General features: G+C 34.5%; 11 protein-coding genes and 1 pseudogene. 5 read left to right on the top strand and 7 right to left on the bottom strand.

The genetic code is table 11. The features are described 5' to 3' along the window. The first annotated feature begins 88 nt into the window (after positions 1-88). Positions 89-265 (top strand): hypothetical protein, encoded by a 177-nt coding sequence (locus HMPREF3186_RS08995; RefSeq protein ID WP_156438962.1) that lies wholly within the window; start codon positions 89-91, stop codon positions 263-265. Between the two features lie 880 nt (positions 266-1,145). On the opposite strand, the gene HMPREF3186_RS03700 is transcribed toward HMPREF3186_RS08995, so the two are convergent. Then, positions 1,146-2,141 carry a Tle-like phospholipase domain-containing protein gene (locus HMPREF3186_RS03700; protein WP_060913985.1) on the bottom strand — a complete coding sequence of 332 codons (996 nt, stop codon included), beginning with the start codon at positions 2,139-2,141 and terminating at the stop codon, positions 1,146-1,148. 288 nt (positions 2,142-2,429) lie between these two features. On the opposite strand from HMPREF3186_RS03700, the gene HMPREF3186_RS03695 reads away from it, so the two are divergent. From HMPREF3186_RS03695 to HMPREF3186_RS09370, 3 genes and pseudogenes are all read left to right on the top strand, one after another. Further along, positions 2,430-2,984 carry a flavodoxin family protein gene (locus HMPREF3186_RS03695; protein WP_060913984.1) on the top strand — a complete coding sequence of 185 codons (555 nt, stop codon included), beginning with the start codon at positions 2,430-2,432 and terminating at the stop codon, positions 2,982-2,984. A 455-nt stretch (positions 2,985-3,439) separates the two neighbouring features. After that, a complete protein-coding gene (locus tag HMPREF3186_RS03690; protein WP_060913983.1) occupies positions 3,440-7,228 on the top strand; it encodes a YhgE/Pip domain-containing protein in 3,789 nt (1,262 codons plus the stop codon). Between the two features lie 149 nt (positions 7,229-7,377). Then, positions 7,378-7,701 (top strand): annotated as a pseudogene (locus tag HMPREF3186_RS09370) (transposase); the annotation flags it as partial. A 286-nt stretch (positions 7,702-7,987) separates the two neighbouring features. Here HMPREF3186_RS09370 and HMPREF3186_RS03680 read toward each other — a convergent pair. From HMPREF3186_RS03680 to HMPREF3186_RS03655, 6 genes are all read right to left on the bottom strand, one after another. After that, positions 7,988-9,928: a PTS fructose transporter subunit IIABC gene (locus HMPREF3186_RS03680; RefSeq protein WP_060913982.1), complete on the bottom strand. Its 1,941-nt coding sequence runs from the start codon at positions 9,926-9,928 to the stop codon at positions 7,988-7,990. A gap of 132 nt (positions 9,929-10,060) precedes the next feature. Further along, entirely contained in the window at positions 10,061-10,978 is a 918-nt protein-coding gene (locus HMPREF3186_RS03675) for a 1-phosphofructokinase family hexose kinase (protein ID WP_060913981.1), read from the bottom strand. A gap of 2 nt (positions 10,979-10,980) precedes the next feature. Further along, positions 10,981-11,736: a DeoR/GlpR family DNA-binding transcription regulator gene (locus HMPREF3186_RS03670; RefSeq protein WP_060913980.1), complete on the bottom strand. Its 756-nt coding sequence runs from the start codon at positions 11,734-11,736 to the stop codon at positions 10,981-10,983. A gap of 509 nt (positions 11,737-12,245) precedes the next feature. Continuing rightward, a complete protein-coding gene (locus tag HMPREF3186_RS03665) occupies positions 12,246-13,172 on the bottom strand; it encodes a nitronate monooxygenase (RefSeq protein WP_060913979.1) in 927 nt (308 codons plus the stop codon). A 71-nt stretch (positions 13,173-13,243) separates the two neighbouring features. After that, positions 13,244-14,230, bottom strand: a complete 987-nt coding sequence (locus HMPREF3186_RS03660) for a YeiH family protein (RefSeq protein ID WP_060913978.1) — start codon at positions 14,228-14,230, stop codon at positions 13,244-13,246. 354 nt (positions 14,231-14,584) lie between these two features. Beyond that, positions 14,585-15,760, bottom strand: a complete 1,176-nt coding sequence (locus tag HMPREF3186_RS03655) for a CD0519/CD1768 family membrane protein (RefSeq protein ID WP_060913977.1) — start codon at positions 15,758-15,760, stop codon at positions 14,585-14,587. A 568-nt stretch (positions 15,761-16,328) separates the two neighbouring features. Between HMPREF3186_RS03655 and HMPREF3186_RS03650 the strand changes: the two genes are divergently transcribed. Then, positions 16,329-17,692 (top strand): G5 domain-containing protein (locus HMPREF3186_RS03650; protein ID WP_231724154.1); only part of this gene is annotated, 1,364 nt, incomplete at its 3' end.

Below are 17,692 nucleotides of genomic sequence, written 5' to 3'. Positions count from 1 at the left end.
TTTTTTAAAAGTTAGGACTTTTGGGTCAGCCCAGTTGGCTATCGGTGGATAAATGTATTATATATGTGAAATATAGGAGGAAAAAACGATGAATACAAAGATGAAGATAGTAACTAATTTAATTTCAACTCCTATGGGGAGTATTTTGGAAAAAAGCAATAGTATAGCTAAAGCCATGGATAATTATAATAAATTTTCTACAGTAAAAACTGGTGATATTATTGATGGTAAAAAAGTTGAAAAGGTAGAAAAAAATAAATACTAAAAAAGTATTTAAAGATATGTATGAAGTAGGTCACAGTAATTTATGTTTGAATTTTTAAAAATAATTATTAGTTTATTAATTTGGATATTAGTTTTTTATTCATTTAAATTCCTTTCTAAAAGAAATTTGAAATTAGTGATTGTATTTAATCTATATATATATGTTTATGGTATATTATATTATTATTATAATACAAATTTAAAGTATATTTGGTTGGCAATACTTTTTTCAATAGTTATGATGAAAAAATAAAAAATATAGATTTAGACAACAATCGAAGTGAGATATTGAGTAAGCCTCAAGGTTCACGCAAATATCTTACGTTAGATTAGTTGCCTTTTGATTTTTTGTTTCAAAAAATCAAATAAATATATTGTATATGTTATATGAAGCAATATAAAAAAAGAAGAGTAAATCCTGTATAATGAAATTGCGACAAATCAAAAAAGGAATTTACTCTTATGAAAACTACTATAACAAAAAACTTACAAAAAACACAACGATATATACCTCATACTTTAGAAACAAGATTAGCCATGGTAAAAACACATAGAAATAAAAACTCTATATTAACCAAATGAAGAAATATCTATATCGTTCTAATCGACTTCCTATACAGACTTTAGGGTGGCTAACTCCTGTTGAGAAAAGGCAAGAGTTACAGAGAAGCTAGTTTCTCTGTAACTCTATCATATTCGGTATTTATTTTTAATTTTTTATCTCACTTCACTTACAAATGTACAAAACAAACGATTAACTCTCTATCAGTTATGCGAAAAACACAAAATTTTATAACAAGCTGCAACCCATGTTAAACAATTCCAGTAATCTTACAATAAAAAGACTCCTCATCTGACAAAAACGTCAGACAAGGAAGCTATTATAGTTCTTCTTTTTTCTTCGCGATATTGTCTAATATGGCTTTGATAAAAAACTCAAAATTAACATTATAAGGATTTTTATTCAAGTTATCAATCACAGTATCACTTACCAATAGTGCATTCAGTTGATTCTCTAATCCTTCTATACGCTCTTCTGAAAAATTACTAAGAATACCTACCTCGGCTAAGCTAAAATCTTTGTATTCTAGCGATAACAACTCATCATTATCTCTCTTCTCAAAAGAACCCGCAAATGATTTTCTATATACATCTAAGAAACTTTTTATACCGTGCATTCCAGCTTCTTTTACAATAATTTCATCACCCACATAGTAACCAATTGCCAACAGCTCAGAAATTCTTGTAAATATATCATATTCAGAAACAACTCTCTTTACATCACCTGTAAAGGTTGCTTTTTTAATAGCCGTTTTCTTTACATTTCTAAGATATTTTTTCATACGAGCAGCGTACAATTCACCGTCTTTTTCCTTATCCATAAAAATATCTATACCTCCGATTAAATATATCGGAGCTGCATTAAAGACAATACTTTGCTGTACATCATACTCAATTGCAACACGTTGCGCAATACTTCCTCCCAGTGAGTGACCTGTTAAAATAATATTATCACCATATTTTTTCTTCATACGTGTATAGAATCTATAACACGGTGCCATATGTTCCGCTTGCCCCAAGCAAATACCTACTACATCAGCATACATATCTTTCTGCCTATCAAAATAAAAATTCGTTCCCGTATAAGATAAAATATAATTCCCTTCAGCGGAGTTTTCAAATAACGCTCCACTACTACCTGTTTTCTTATCATAAAAGCTAGTCACATAATTCAATTCTTTTGGGTAACTTCCTACTGTTTTTTGAAGATTGATATATTCTCTTATCATGGTTTTTGGAATTTTTATTTTATCCATCGCTTCTATATGGTATACAATAAACGATGCGTAACTAGCTAGCTCATATAATTTTTCCATTTGCACTTCCTATCCTCATACAATATTTATTCTTCCACATTATCAATTAGTATTTTATCATAAACCATGAATTTTTTCCTATTTTTTAGTTAAAACTATAATTATAATAGGTTATTTTTTCAATTTTTTTAATTTTTATTCTCCTCGAATTTTATAATTGATTATTATTTTCAGTTATTAGTTTAAAATAGAATATTTTTTTGTTATAATAATTATATGATTTTAATTAATACGAGATATAATCTTGTCAGATAACTTATTCTAATATCCTAAGTAGGAGGCTTATTTATGAAAATTTTACTTGCTTACTCTAGCAAAACAAAAAATACTAAAAAAGTAGCCGAAGCTATTTACGAACAGATAAAAGATCAAGGAGAAGTAGATCTACTTGATATAAAAAAACAACGGAAAAAACTAGAAAAAGAATATGATTTCTATATTCTAGGTGCTTGGACAGATAAAACTAACGCCAACAAAAACATGCAACGTTTTATCGATCAACAAGAAATACATAGTAAAGACGTTGCTCTATTTCTAACTTGTGGTGTTCCTCGTGAACATTACCACGCTGATGATTCAATCAATAATTATATTGCCTTTATGGAAGAAAGAAACAATAGAATCCATGAAACTTTCGTCTGCCAAGGCAAAGTTGATCCAAAGGTTATGATAGTTTTCAAAATCCTTACTTGGCGTGACCCTAACTTTATTCACAAAGTTACACCAGATCTTGCCGACATGGTTAAAGAATCAAAAAAACACCCAGATCCAAAAGATTTAAAAGATGCTCAAAATTGTTTTAGCAATCTTTTAAAACATAAAATATCACACGCATTAGCATAACTTAACACTAAAACAAAGGTAGTTATCCATTTTTAAGGATTTCTACCTTTTTTACATAATAAATATAATATACTATTTTTAAAATTTTTTTACCAATTGCCACCTAACAAATAAATAGTAAACAAATTTTTTCCTTAATTAGGATAAATCATATAAATACTTAATGAAATTATTTTAAGTAATATATATATTTTTATAAGTTTAAATCACTATTTTTATTTAAATAAAAATCCAGTATTTAAAGGTTTTAGTTAAGTTTTTTATCTTAAATTAGGTATAATTTCTATCCCTATTATAAACAATATACTTCATTGTTAAATATTAATAATTCACTATTGCTTTAAAATATTTTGACTTTTAGTTTATAAAGTTGTAGAATATCTTAAGTGATATACTATTATATCATCAAAATTAACATAATGGAATTTCGACGACGAAATTTCTTTGGAGGAATTATGATAAAAAAAGAATTTAGTAGCCTTTTAAAGAGTAAAGGGTTAAAAGCTACCATGGCTACCGTTCTTCTAGTTCCTGTTCTATATTCAGGAACCTTCCTAAAATCCGTTTGGGATCCATACGACAACACCGGAAACATGAAAGTCGGAGTTGTTAACCTAGACCAAAAAGTAGATTTTAATGGAAAAACTCTAGAAGTCGGGAATTCGATGGTCGAAAAACTAAAAGATAACAAAAAAGTAAATTGGCAATTCGTCGATAAAGATACAGCCGATAAAGAGTTACGAGAAGGTGACTACTACATGGTAGTTACAATACCACAAAACTTCTCTAAAAATGCTACATCTTTATCAAACGATAATCCAGAAAAAATGAACATCAACTTTACTACTAACTTTACCAAGAGTAAAAACGGTGAAAAAATCATGGAAACTGTAGCGAGTAACTTAACAAATACCGTTAAAGATCAAGTTGTAAAAACTTATACAGCTACTCTATACAGTAAGTTTTCTGAGATTGGTTCTTCACTTCAAAAAGCAGCCGATGCATCAAACCAACTGAACAATGGACTTGGGCGTCTTAGCGAAGGAGGCCAAAAACTCGGAAGTGGTATTAATCAACTTGCCAACGGTTCTGGTCGACTTTCTGCTGGACTTGGTCGTCTTAGTGAAGGAGGCGCAAAACTGAGCGGGGGTATTGATCAACTTACCGATGGTTCTGGTCGACTTTCTGCCGGACTTGGGCGTCTTAGCGAAGGAGGCGCAAAACTGAGCGGGGGTATCGACCAACTTACCGATGGTTCTGGTCGACTTTCTGCTGGGCTAAATCGTCTTAGCGAAGGAGGCGCAAAACTGAGTGGTGGTATCGATCAACTTACCGATGGTTCTGGTCGACTTTCTGCCGGACTAAATCGTCTTAGTGAAGGAGGTGCAAAACTTGGTAACGGAGTTTCTCAACTTCAAGAAGGAGCTGGAAAACTATCAAATGTCCTAAGCACATTAAATGATAAAAAAGCTGCACTAGTTTCTGGTGTAAATGAACTTACTGCAGGTTCTAATCAACTTACTATCGGTTTTAATACATTCAAAACTAAGAGTATTATGCTAACAGATGGAATAGATAAACTATACAAAGGAAGCGAAGCATTTAAAGAAGGTCTTTTAAAATATACTAACGGAGTACTTACTCTTAACGAAAAACTACTAGCTAAAAAAAGTGATTTAGAAAAACTTAGCGCCGGAAGTGCTACACTTAACAACGGCATCGACAGATTATCAGATGGAGTTTCTCAAATCAACTCTAAGTTAGCATCTAAAAAAGATGACTTAAATAGATTAGCTGCAGGTGGCACTGAACTAGAAAACGGTGTTGCTAAACTTTCTGAAAGTACACCGAAATTAGTAGATGGTGCAGATAAAATCAACACTGGATTAAATGCACTAAATTCTAACTTACCTAGTGACAGCGACTTAGCCGCTAAAAAATCTAACCTAACATCTACACTAGACAAACTAAAAGGATTAAAAATCACATATAGAACTAACTTTAATCCATTATCTAGTGCTTTCACAGATTTAGGTGCTCAAATAGAAAGTCTTAAAGAAATTGTAAGTCGTATAGATACACAATCTACGACAACAACAACTACGACTACTGCACCAGCTGCACCTACTACTAATTTCTCAGGGTTGGAGCAAACATTAGCATCAATGGACTTAAAACCAGAGCAAAAAGCTCAAATTCTTGCTGCAGCTAAAAGTGACGCAGCTGCTACACCTACTGCACCAGCACCACAACCTACTACTACGGTTCAAAATAGTAGCAATAATAATAGTCAGGTAAAAGCAGAGCTTACTTCTGCAATTAACAGCGCTGCATCAAAATACTCAAGCATGAAATACCGTGTAGGAAAATTAAACTACATTCAAACTCAACTTGATAAATTCGATGTAAACTCTCTTGCAGCTGACCTTGAAGGATCAATTAACGGACTTTCTAGCATTAAATCTGCCGTCGGTCAACTTGCTGCCGGAAGTGGTCAATTAAAAGCTGGATTAACAGTAATGAACGAAAAAACTCCTACTCTTATCGCAGGATTCAATCAATATAAAGGTGGAGTTGATGCAACTGTATCATCTCTAACTTCAGGTGAGTTAATAAACGGTCTTAACCAACTAGCAAGTGCCACTCCAAAATTAAAAGAAGGTGTTTCTTCTTACACTAACGGAGTCAACTCACTAACTACATCGATGACAACTGGAGAATTAGCACAAGGTGTTGGTACTCTAGCAAGCAAAGGAACTGAATTACAAGCAGGATTTAATCAACTTTCAAGTGGCATCCAATTAATTCATGAAAAACTTCCTGAGTTAGCTGGTGGAATCGACGCTCTAGTCGACGGAAATGCAAGAATCAATGCAGGACTGAACAAACTTCAAGCTAAACTTCCTGAACTTAGCATCGGTATCCAAGAACTTGATAACGGTGGTAAGAAACTTTACCAAGGATTAACTGATATGAAAGCTAAAGCTCCAGAATTATTAAGTGGACTTAGCAGCGCCAAAGACGGTGCCGATAAACTTCACAACGGACTTTCTGCTATGCAAGCTAAAGCTCCAGAACTTATCAATGGACTTAACAGCGCCAAAGACGGTTCTGAAAAACTATCTAATGGATTATCAGCTATGAAATCTAAAGCTCCGGAACTTATCAATGGAGTTAACAGTGCTAAAGAAGGGGCTGATAAACTTCATAACGGACTTTCTTCTATGCAGGCTAAAGCTCCGGAACTTATCAATGGAGTTAATAGTGCTAAAGAAGGGGCTGATAAACTTCACAACGGACTTTCTTCTATGCAGGCTAAAGCTCCGGAACTTATCAACGGAGTTAACAGTGCTAAAGAAGGGGCTGATAAACTTCATAACGGACTTTCTTCTATGCAAGCCAAAGCCCCTGAGTTAATAAACGGAGTTAACAGTGCTAGAGATGGTGCTATTAAATTAAATGGCGCATTAACTATCATGCAAGCTAAAGCTCCGGAATTACTTTCTGGACTAGAGAAAGCTAAAGATGGTTCTGGATTATTAGCAGATAAACTTTCTAGCGGGGCAGATAAACTATCTGCAGCTAAAACTGGAGATAAAAATGTAGACATGATGTCTAATCCAATTAAAACTAATATCAGCGATATCTCAGAAGAAACTAGCTACGGTAACGCAATGGCACCATTCTTCTTAGTATTCGGACTACTTATTGCTGCTGCGGCATTCAATATTCTATTCCCAGCTCGCAAAGCAGAATACGGAGAATCAACAAACAGCTTATTCGGCACAAGACTAGTATCAATGACGACATTCGCTATCTTAGCAACAATCATAGAAGTAGTAGCAATGAGTTTATTCTTTGACTTCAAAGTTCAAAACTTCGGAATGTACTTCTTCGGATTAATACTTTCAGGTATCGTGTTTATGCTAATAACACACTTCTTATCATACACATTCGGAAAAGTTGGTAACGCAATTAGCATCGGATTTGTAGCTTTACAATTCGTTCTAACTACACCACTATTCCCTAAAGAAATGTTACCTTCTCTATACAGTGGTTTAATTCCTTTCACACCTGTATTCTACGGTGATACTGCTGTTAGACAAGCTGTTCTAGGAGGACTAACAAACGAAATTTACAACAGTGCAATATTAATCTTAGTTGTTTTAGGAATAATATTCTTAACTCTTACTTACATCTCTTACAACAAGAATAATAAAGCAGCTGTGAATTTAGCAAAATAATAAATAAAAAATTCTAAGTAACATTGATATTTGTTACTTAGAATTTTTTGTTATGTACCAACATAGCTTCTTACCAAATATATTTAATAATGAACAGTATTCTATGTTTATCCTCATTAAAAACTTAAACATCAAATTTTCATTCAAGAATCTTATTCTCTTCCGCTCATTCTTACTACTGTCTTTATACTTATAACTGCAAGTTATCTTATACTAATAACCGATTTAATCTCATCTGTATTGATGATTTTGATAGGTTTAAAGCTTTAACTAATGATAAATCTACGTTACCTAGATATATGCTTACAGCTGTTAAAATACTTAAAAAATATAAAAGACAGATTAAAAATACTATGTACTACAATGGGATTTCTAATGGTCCTTTAGAGGGGATTAATAATAAAATCAAGGTTATTAAGCGTATTTCTTATGGATATAGATTTTTTACTAACTTTAAAGCTAAAATACTCCTTGTATTTAGCCTATTTACACCTACTGAAGCCATTAAGAAACCAAAATATTCAAAAGAAGAGCGTCAAGATATTCTCACTAAAAAGAAAACAATAAAATTAAAACGAAAAAATAGGAAAAAAGCTATACTACTTAATATAGCATAGCTTCCTCCTAATTTTCAAAATCAACCGAATCTGACAAAGAACCTAAAAAAAGGAATCATGAGCTTAAAACTCATGACCCTTCTCATAAATCCTAAATTTTGAAGAACCGTGTTTTCTATTCTATTATATTTAATTTAAAATCTTATTTTACTATCTTTTTCCCAAAGCTTAACGATGCGATTAATAGTAATGCACCTAATACTGCACCGATTACTAATGCTAATAGATACATAGGCCAATTACTTACAGCACCTGCTGCGATAGCGAAGATTCCTCCGTGAGGAGCTTTTGATACAATTCCAAAAGTCATACTTAAAGCTCCAGCGATACCACTTGAGATGAATAACGGTGGAATAACACGTGTTGGGTTACTTGCTGCGAATGGAATAGCTCCTTCTGTAATGAATGATAATCCCATTACATAGTTTACTAATGCTCCACTACGTTGAGCTTTTGGCCAGATATTTTTGTTGATTGTTGCTGAGATTGCGATTGCTAATGGAGGTACCATACCACCGATCATAACCGCAGCCATTACATCACTTCCTGCTGAACCTGCAGATGTTAATAGAGCTGTACCTGTTACGTAAGCAGCTTTGTTAATTGGACCACCCATGTCGATAGCCATCATCGCAGCTACTACGAATCCAAGGATGAATTTGCCGCTTCCGTTAAGACTTTCGATAAAGTGTTTTAATCCTTCCATAACACTTGCCATAGGCGCATTGATTAGGAAAATCATTAATAACCCCATGATTAGCGACCCTAAGATAGGGAATAGGAAAATTGGTTTAATACCATCTAATGAACGAGGCATCCAGCTGAACGAAATCTTTAATACGTGGATAATACCACCAGCTAAGAATCCGGCTACTAACGCTCCTAAAAATCCTGAAGGAGTATATGCTAATAAATCACTTTTTAGACCTAAAATACTTGGATCTGCTAAAATACCACCGATCATACCAACGATGAATCCAGGACGGTCAGCAATAGAACGACCGATGAATCCAGCTAGGATTGGTAACATCATACTAAATGAAATTTTACCGAAGTAGAATAATACTTCTGCAACTTTGTTGTAAGATGGATCTTTCGGATCAAATGAGTTAATACCCCAAATGAATGATAATGCGATAAGAATACCACCAGCTACTACGAAAGGTAGCATGTTACTTACACCTTCCATTAGGTGTTTGTAAGCACGACGTCCGATACTTTCATTTGCCGAAGAATCTTCTGAAGCATCTACAGCTCCGTCGTGTTTGTAGATAGGAGCTTTTCCATCTAAGATTGTTTGGATAAGTTCTTCTGGTTTGTTAATTCCATCCGCAACTTTTGTCATAATTGTTGGACGCCCATCAAAACGTGCAACTTCTACTTTTTTATCAGCCGCAACGATAATCCCTGCTGCTCTTTCGATATCTTCTTTTGTAAGTTTATTTTCTACACCGATTTGACCGTTTGTTTCTACTTTAACATCTAGTCCCATCGCTTTAGCCGTTTCTTTAATTTTCTCCGCTGCCATGAATGTGTGAGCAATACCTGTTGGACAAGCTGTTACCGCGATGATATATGGTTTTTCTCCACTTGGAGCTACTGGTTTCTCTTCTTTTGGAGCTTCTGTTTTCGCCACGAAGTCTGCAAATACTTTTTCTACATCTGCTTTTGTTGTAGCTGCATCTAATCCTGCTTTTACATCTGCATCCATAAGAGCTTGTGATAATGAAGCTAGAGCTTTAAGGTGCTCGTCCGCTCCACCGTCTGGCGCACAGATCATAAAGATGTGTTTGGCAGGTTGTCCGTCAAAACTTTCCCACTCAACACCTTCGTCACTTTTCGCATAAACGATCATGGCTTTGTTAAAGTCTGCACTTTTAGCGTGAGGGATAGCTACGTTTTCTCCTACCCCTGTAGTTGATTGAGCTTCACGAGCAAGTAAAGCGTTTAAGAAGTTTTCTTTACTAGCGATAATATTTTTTTCTACTAACATGCTTGTTAGTTTGTCCAGCGCTTCTTTTTTATCAGCAGCTCTGAATCCGAATTGAACTAAGTCATAATTTAGAACATCTGTTAATTTCATTTCTTTCTCCTTTGTTAATTTCATATTTCCGAGGAAATATTTTATTTTATTTTTCTATGAATAATTTATTTTAACTTCAAGTTACGGAAGCAATTTTTAATATTTATTTTCCTGCCTCAATCTATCAAGGTTTTATTTTAATTTTTTAACTTCGATTTGTGGTAGTAATTCTTCGATTAGCTTTTTACTTCCTACACCTACTGAGAATGATGTCGCTCCACCTGCAGCCGATGCATAGCGTAGGGCTTCTTGGTAGTCTCTTGTTTCGTTGTATTTCGCAACGAACATCGCAAGCATACTATCTCCTGCCGCAACCGTCGATACTATCTTACCTTTAGCTACATTAACTTCGAATACTTCTTTATCTTCAGTTACTAGTAACGCTCCGTCTGCTCCACGTGAAACAAGGACGTTTTTCGCACCGCGTTCTTGTAGTTTTTCAGCATATTGTAAGATTTCTTCTATACTATTTAAAGTTACATCAAACATTTCACCAAGTTCGAATTCATTCGGCTTAACTACAAATGGCTTGTACTGAAGTGTATCTAGTACTAACTCTTTATTACTATCTACTACTAATGTAGCTCCTGAAGCAGATACTCTCTTCGCAATAGCCTTGAAATCTTCTACACCCATTCCTGCGATAACATTACCTGATAAGAATACTACATCTTCTTTAGTTAATACGTCTAACTTCGCGAAAAAGTCGCTCACGTTATCTAGGTTTACACTACTACTTTGGCCGTTAATTTCAGTCTCAGTTTCTGTAGTTAATTTCATGTTAATTCTAGTCGCTCCGCGCGTTTCTACAAAATCATGTTTTACACCCAGGTTATCTAGTTCTGATTTTATAAAATATCCCGTGAATCCTGCGACAAATCCCCACGCCTTACTATCAACACCAACGTTGTTTAATAAGATAGAGATGTTAATACCTTTTCCACCTACTACGTATTTCGCTTCTTGAGTTCTATTTAGTTTTCCAAGCGTGAAATTTTCCGCAGTTGTCAGCATATCAACAGCTGGATTTAAAGTAATTGTATAATACACTACTATTCCTCCTTTATACTTTTTACTTCTATTATATTTTTAAATTTCTTATATTGTTCTGGAACTTCATACGATACTATAATCACATCATCCAATTCAGCAAACTTTTGGAATTTTCTATGACCGAATTTTGATTTATCGGCAAGAATATATCTCCTCTTGCTGTTTTTTAACGCCGTAGCTTTTATAAATGCTTCATTCTCTTCGGCAGTTGTAATCCCAAAGCTCTCGTCTATTCCATTACAACCTACAAAACACATATCAAAGCTGTATTTTTTCAACTGTTCGATAGCGACCGAACCGATGACAGCTTGAGTAGAATGTTTTATCGTTCCACCTAAGATTATCGTATGAATTTTATTATTGATAAGTTTCGGTAAATGATATGTTGAATTCGTCACAACAGTTATCCTTCTATCACGAAGATATTCTATCATTTCATATGTCGATGTCCCGGCATCAAGATAAATCGTCTGCCCAGACTGAACAATATTGCCACAAAGATACTTCGCGACCGCTCTTTTCTCTTGTAGGAAGTCCGCACGTTTCGCTTCAACACTTTCTTCACTACCACGTGCCGCTGAGCGTTTCATCGCGCCACCATGTGTTCTGTATAATAAATTTTTATCTTCTAGATTCGTAAGGTCTCGTCTTATCGTCGCTTCCGAAACATTGCAATGTTTCATCAACTCCTTTAAGTTTAGTGAACCTCTCTCATCTAATAAATCTAAAATCTTATTCCATCTTTCATTCAACATTTTCTTCTCTCCTAACTCCCATGATTATTATATCTAATATAATATAGCTATTCAATCAAATTCAAGCAAAAACACTCACAAATAATCAAAATAAATGATTAAAATGAGTGTTTATCTTTTAATATTTGATTGCTTTTCTAAATGATGAGCGTTTTTTATATTTTCAAAATTATTTCTAAAGAGTTTTCATGACGGAGATAAATGAAACCCAGTTAATATTTTCAAATTCTCGCTGAGAAGACTTTTTCGCACAACTTATGAGCGATTTCTAGTATCTATAATCTAAAATAAGAAGTTAAATACTGTTTTTCACTTAATCCACAAAATTATTTTTAAAATTAGTTTAATAGATTTTTTACTACTCGTGAGTATTATACTTTAAAGTAGTAAAATTATCGAATAACAAAACACAAAAATTTTCTTAAAATCAGAGAATTTCAAGAGAGCAACTCAAAAATCGTGATTTCCGAAGAAATCGACTTTATCAAGTCACTCCCTTATTTTACATTCTATATTTCTGTATGTTTCAACACTTCTCGCGCTTCTTTTATTACATCTTCTATTATATTCTTAACCGGACGAATTTCATTAACTAGTCCTGCGATTTGTCCTGCCATAACAGAGCCGTTTTCCACATCTCCATCGTAAACAGCGCGTCTCAACGACCCTAACGTTAACTCTTCTAACTCCATGAGAGTTGAAGATCGTTCTTCTAGTTCATGATATTTTTTTGTAAGTTCATTTTTAATACCACGCACAGGTGCTCCGAATTTTTCTCCAGTTAAGGTAGTAGATGTATCAACCGCTTCTAAGATCATATTTTTATATGCATCTGTCACCGGACATTCTTCTGAAGCTAAGAATACAGTTCCCATCTGAACTCCACTCGCTCCTAAACAATATGCCGCAGCCATTCCACGTCCATCAGCAATACCACCAGCCGCAATTACAGGAATATTAACTGCACTTGTTACCTGTGGTAATAACGCCATAGTAGTAATAGTTCCAACATGTCCTCCAGCTTCCATCCCTTCGACAACAACAGCATCACAGCCTAACTCTTCCATTTTCACCGCAGCTTTCATAGAGGGAATAACTGGAATAACTTTTATCCCCGCTTCTTTTAGGCGTGGCATGAATTTTCTAGGCGTTCCCGCCCCTGTTGTGACGATTTTGACACCTTCTTCAATAACAACATCTATTATTTCATCGATATTCGGCATCATAAGCATTAGGTTAACCGCAAAAGGTTTATCGGTAAGTTCTTTACACTGTTGAATTTCTTTACGTAGTTCCTCAGGGCTCACTCCCCCTGATGCCAGTATTCCTAACGCCCCAGCATTAGATACTGCTGAAACAAGTTCATGTCTCGCTATTTGAGCCATCGCTCCTTGAAAAATTGGATACTTTATCCCTAAAAGATTAGTAATTGTCATAACTATTCTCCTTTATCAATTTTTTATTACGTCCTAACTATACTTCTTAAAAAGCACGCTTAGCCATCTTATTAGAAAATAAATTTAGCAACTACGTAGCAAACTATCATTAAGATCATCGATGATAAGAAGCACGCGGTGAATACTCGCACACCACGTTCTTTAATAACTTTAAAGTTAACACTCATACCAAGAGCTGCCATCGCCATACCTAAGAAGATATACGCTGCATCAACAAAGTAAGGTGCTAATGGTTTTAAGAAAGTAACATAACTTCCTAAAATACTCATAAAGATAAATCCTAAAATAAAGTACGGCATCGGAACTTTACCTTTCGTTTCATCTTGAGTTTTTTTATTAACTACAATCAGCACACCTGCCACAACAATAAGCATAAGAACACGCGATAACTTAGTAAGAATCGCAGCATCAAGAGCTACTTGTCCACCTGCACCACCTGCCGCAACTGCGTGGGCTATTTCATGAAGACTTCCTCCAGTAAATACTCCGTAGTTGTATGCATCGAGCCCTAAATAAGGTTGCAAGGTTACTTCTATCAAGGTAAACACTGTACCAAGTATCGCAACTACCGCAACAGCAAGGACACTGTTATCTGTTTTTGCACGAAGTTGACCACTTACTCCCATAACTGCCGCAGCACCACAGATACCACACCCACATGAAGAAAGCAAGGCAAGTTCGTGATCTACTTTAAACGCACGACACATAAAGTAAGTTAAAGTAATCATGAATAGTACAATAAAGAAGGCAACGACTAATGTTTTCTTCCCTTCGGCTAAAAGTCTATCTAACGCTAGCTTAAATCCGAGTAAAATTATCCCAAGGCGCAAGAACTTATTACTTATAAACGGAATATCCGCCTTAATCTGTTCTTTCAATCCTTTTGACGTTTGTAACGCCATACCGATAACAAGCGCAATAACCAAGTGTCCAAAAAGTTTTAACGCTGGTACTTGCGCAAGATATTTCGCAGCTAACGAAATAACTAACATTATTCCTAATGTATAATAAAAATTAACACTCTTAAATCTTTCCATAAAAGATTTCCCCTTTTATAATATTTGTTAAAAAGTACATATAGTTTAATTATACTACTTCCCGTACTTCTCTTCAAGGAATCACAAGAATTAATAACATTCATCAATAGTTTTTCGAATGAAAATTTCAATAAATTTCTAAAATTCTCTAACAACAAAGAAAGGGAGTGACTCGACAAAATCGAGATTTCTTAAGAAACAAGATTTTGTCGAGTCATCCCCGCACAGTTTATTAGATATCTAAAAAGCTTTTACAAAGCGTATTTAGATATCAATAAACCACTGCATCTATGAATCCTCATATACACTTTGTTAAAATTTAGGACTTTTAGGTCTTCCCCTTTTATAATTCTATTATCCTAATAGTACAAACAAGTAGTGAGCTACAATTCCTGCGACTATACCACCTATTGTGTGAGAAAGAATGGCTTTTGAAGATAATTTTCTAACTCCAAGTGCATCCATCATACCAATGTGTGTACTTAAATATCCACTCCAACACATTCCCATCGCTGTAAATACTGCGATATCATTTGGTCCGATAAGACCGCTTCTTAAAAATTCTGGAACTAAAGAAATCGCTCCTCCTACAGCTCCTAACGCTGTGATTGGGAAAGCAATCGCCTCTGCAGAATGAAATCCAAATAATGGTTCAAGTATAAATCTTAATTTTTCACCTAACCAAGGTAGGAATCCTACACCTTCATAAGCAGCTCCAGTATATCCTCCAGCAGGCATTTTGAATGTTAACATCATTACAAAAGTACAAACGATAAGTACACCTGGAATAATAGCCATACCCATTTCTACTCCGACTTTACCACCTTCTAAGATAGTATCTAGAGTACGTTGGAATAAATTACCGTCACGTACGATTCTAACTTTATCTAATGATTGACCTTCAGCTTCAGCATCTACAACTTGATCTTCAGCTTCATCTCCGTAGTATTTCTTAGTTTGTCTTAACATTAGACGCACACTTATTATACTACCTATAATAGCTCCGACATTTCCAATAATCGCCGCTTTCACAAAACCAGCTCCTTGTCCCATCATAAACATCGTTACGATAAGCCCCATACCAAATGCTGTCCCAAGGTTACATAACGCTGGAACTTGGTATTTTTTGAAGAACGCTATAAAACGTTTATCTTTTGAGAATGGAATAATTGCTGGGTTATCTGATAAGTACGTCGCTACTGCTCCAGTTACACTGGCCCCAGGCATTCCCCAAAGAGGTTTCATAAGCGGTGCAAATATTTTATTAATTAACGCTATCGCCCCAAACTCTGATAACAGAGCGCTCATTGCTCCGGCAATAACAGCCATCGCCATAATGAAAAATACTGTATTCAGCAATAAATCATGAGCTGTTGCCATCATTGTTTTAAACATAAGCGGTGTTCCCATTTTTCTCGCCATAAGTCCAAATATTGAGAAGAATATCGCTAAAAAGACAAATGTTTCCAAACTTATAGCCTTTTTAACAACTACATTCTTTTTATGTTTTTTTGTTGTTTCTTCGCTCATAAAAAATCTTCCTTTCATAATTTTTTCATTCTAATATTTTATTTTCAATTTCAATCTCCTTAAACTGTAATAATACAATTTAATTTATATATTATACCATAAAGGTTTAAACATCGCAACTATTTCATAATTTAGTAATTAATTAAACCTCTTCTTAGTAAACCCAACAATTAAACCTCTAGATTGTGCTTCTATTCCTCTCAATCAGTAAAACCTTCCTCCTATTGTCTTTATTCCTTCAAACCTAAACTTTTCGCCACTCTACCACATTTCATATTATTCACACTAAATCTAAAATAATCACTCTTAATAAAAATTAATTTTTTATAATTTTTCCAATTTATTCTATCGGAATTATCATTTATCACATAGATTATAGTTTTGATGTTTTTTTTATATATTTAACTTTTCAATTTAATAAAAAATTCTTTATTATTAATCATGCTTTTAAATAAAAAATTATTAGATTTTAAAGACTTTACATAATGTCTATTAATTGCAATAGCTCGCTGTTTTTGATAGAATATAATAGCAACAAAAATACATAATAAGGAGATAAAAATTTTTCATGCGAACGCAAAATAAAAATAATAAAATTTTAAAGTTTTCAATTAGAAAATTATCTTTTGGTGCGGCACCTGTTGTTATTGGTGCTTTATTCTTCGGAAGCTACGTACCAAGCGAAGCGCTTGCCAACGAAAACAACACAAGCGTTAAGTATACTTACTTAGCTGAAAATGAATTAACCGAAGCAGAGAAAAGCTTAATCAAAAGAAGTATACCTACTGATGTTAAACAAGATGAAACATACTACATGGTTTATAAAAAAGAAGCTCAAACTTCTACTAAACCTACAACTGAATTAAAATCATTACCAAATACTGGGCAAAGCTCACTACCTGTAGCTGGACTTGGAATTGGGACTGCAGTATTAGTAGTTCTTTTAATGTCAAAAAAACATAGAAACAAAGTTCTTAGCGTTGTGTTAATCGGAGCTATGGGGCAAAGTATAGTTATGCCTTATGAATCATTTGCATTCGAAAACAAAGAATTAGTGCGTTACAACACACAAACAACAGTTGCTAATTCTAGTGAACTTGCGAATGGTGTAATCAATATCGATGGATACCGCTATGTTGGATACTTTACTCTTAGTGATTTAGGAGCCTTACCAAAACAAACACAACCAAAATTTGAGCCGACACAACCTACTCCAACACCTTCAGTTGACTTCAAAACAACACCTGCTGAAGATCCAAAAGTACCAGTTGAAAACAAACCAGAACTTAAATCAACTACTGAAGTTGTAGCTTTCGAAACTGTTGAACAACCTGATGCTACTTTACCTAAAGGACAACATAAAGTTGTTCAAGAAGGAATTAACGGTGAGCAAATCGTATTCAGTGAAGTAACTACTGTTGATGGTAAACAATCGAGCAAAGTTATTAAAACTTCAATTACAAAACAACCTATAAACAGAGTAATCGCTGTTGGTACTAAGGAAAAAATCACACCTCAACCAATCGAAGTTAACCCAAATAAACCAGAAGCTCCAAAACCTGTAGTAGCTAAAGGAACTCAAGAATCTGGTAAAGAAGGGCAAGCTTTAACTCAACCAGCACTTCCTGAAGCTCAAGTAGCAGTTAATGGAACTCAAGAACCTGGCAAAGAAGGGCAAGCCTTAACCCAACCAGAACTTCCTGAAGCTTCTGTTGCAGTTAATGGAACTCAAGAACCTGGTAAAGAAGGGCAAGCCTTAACTCAACCTGTACTTCCTGAAGCTCAAGTAGCAGTTAATGGAACTCAAGAACCTGGCAAAGAAGGGCAAGCCTTAACCCAACCAGAACTTCCTGAAGCTCAAGTAGCAGTTAAAGGAACTCAAGAACCTGGTAAAGAAGGACAAGCTTTAACTCAACCTGCACTTCCTGAAGC

The sequence above is a fragment of the Gemella haemolysans genome, assembly GCF_001553035.1.
GTDB lineage: Bacteria > Bacillota > Bacilli > Staphylococcales > Gemellaceae > Gemella > Gemella haemolysans_B.
The sequence above is the reverse complement of the archived record's forward strand: the minus strand, read 5'-3'. Positions and strand labels throughout refer to the sequence as shown.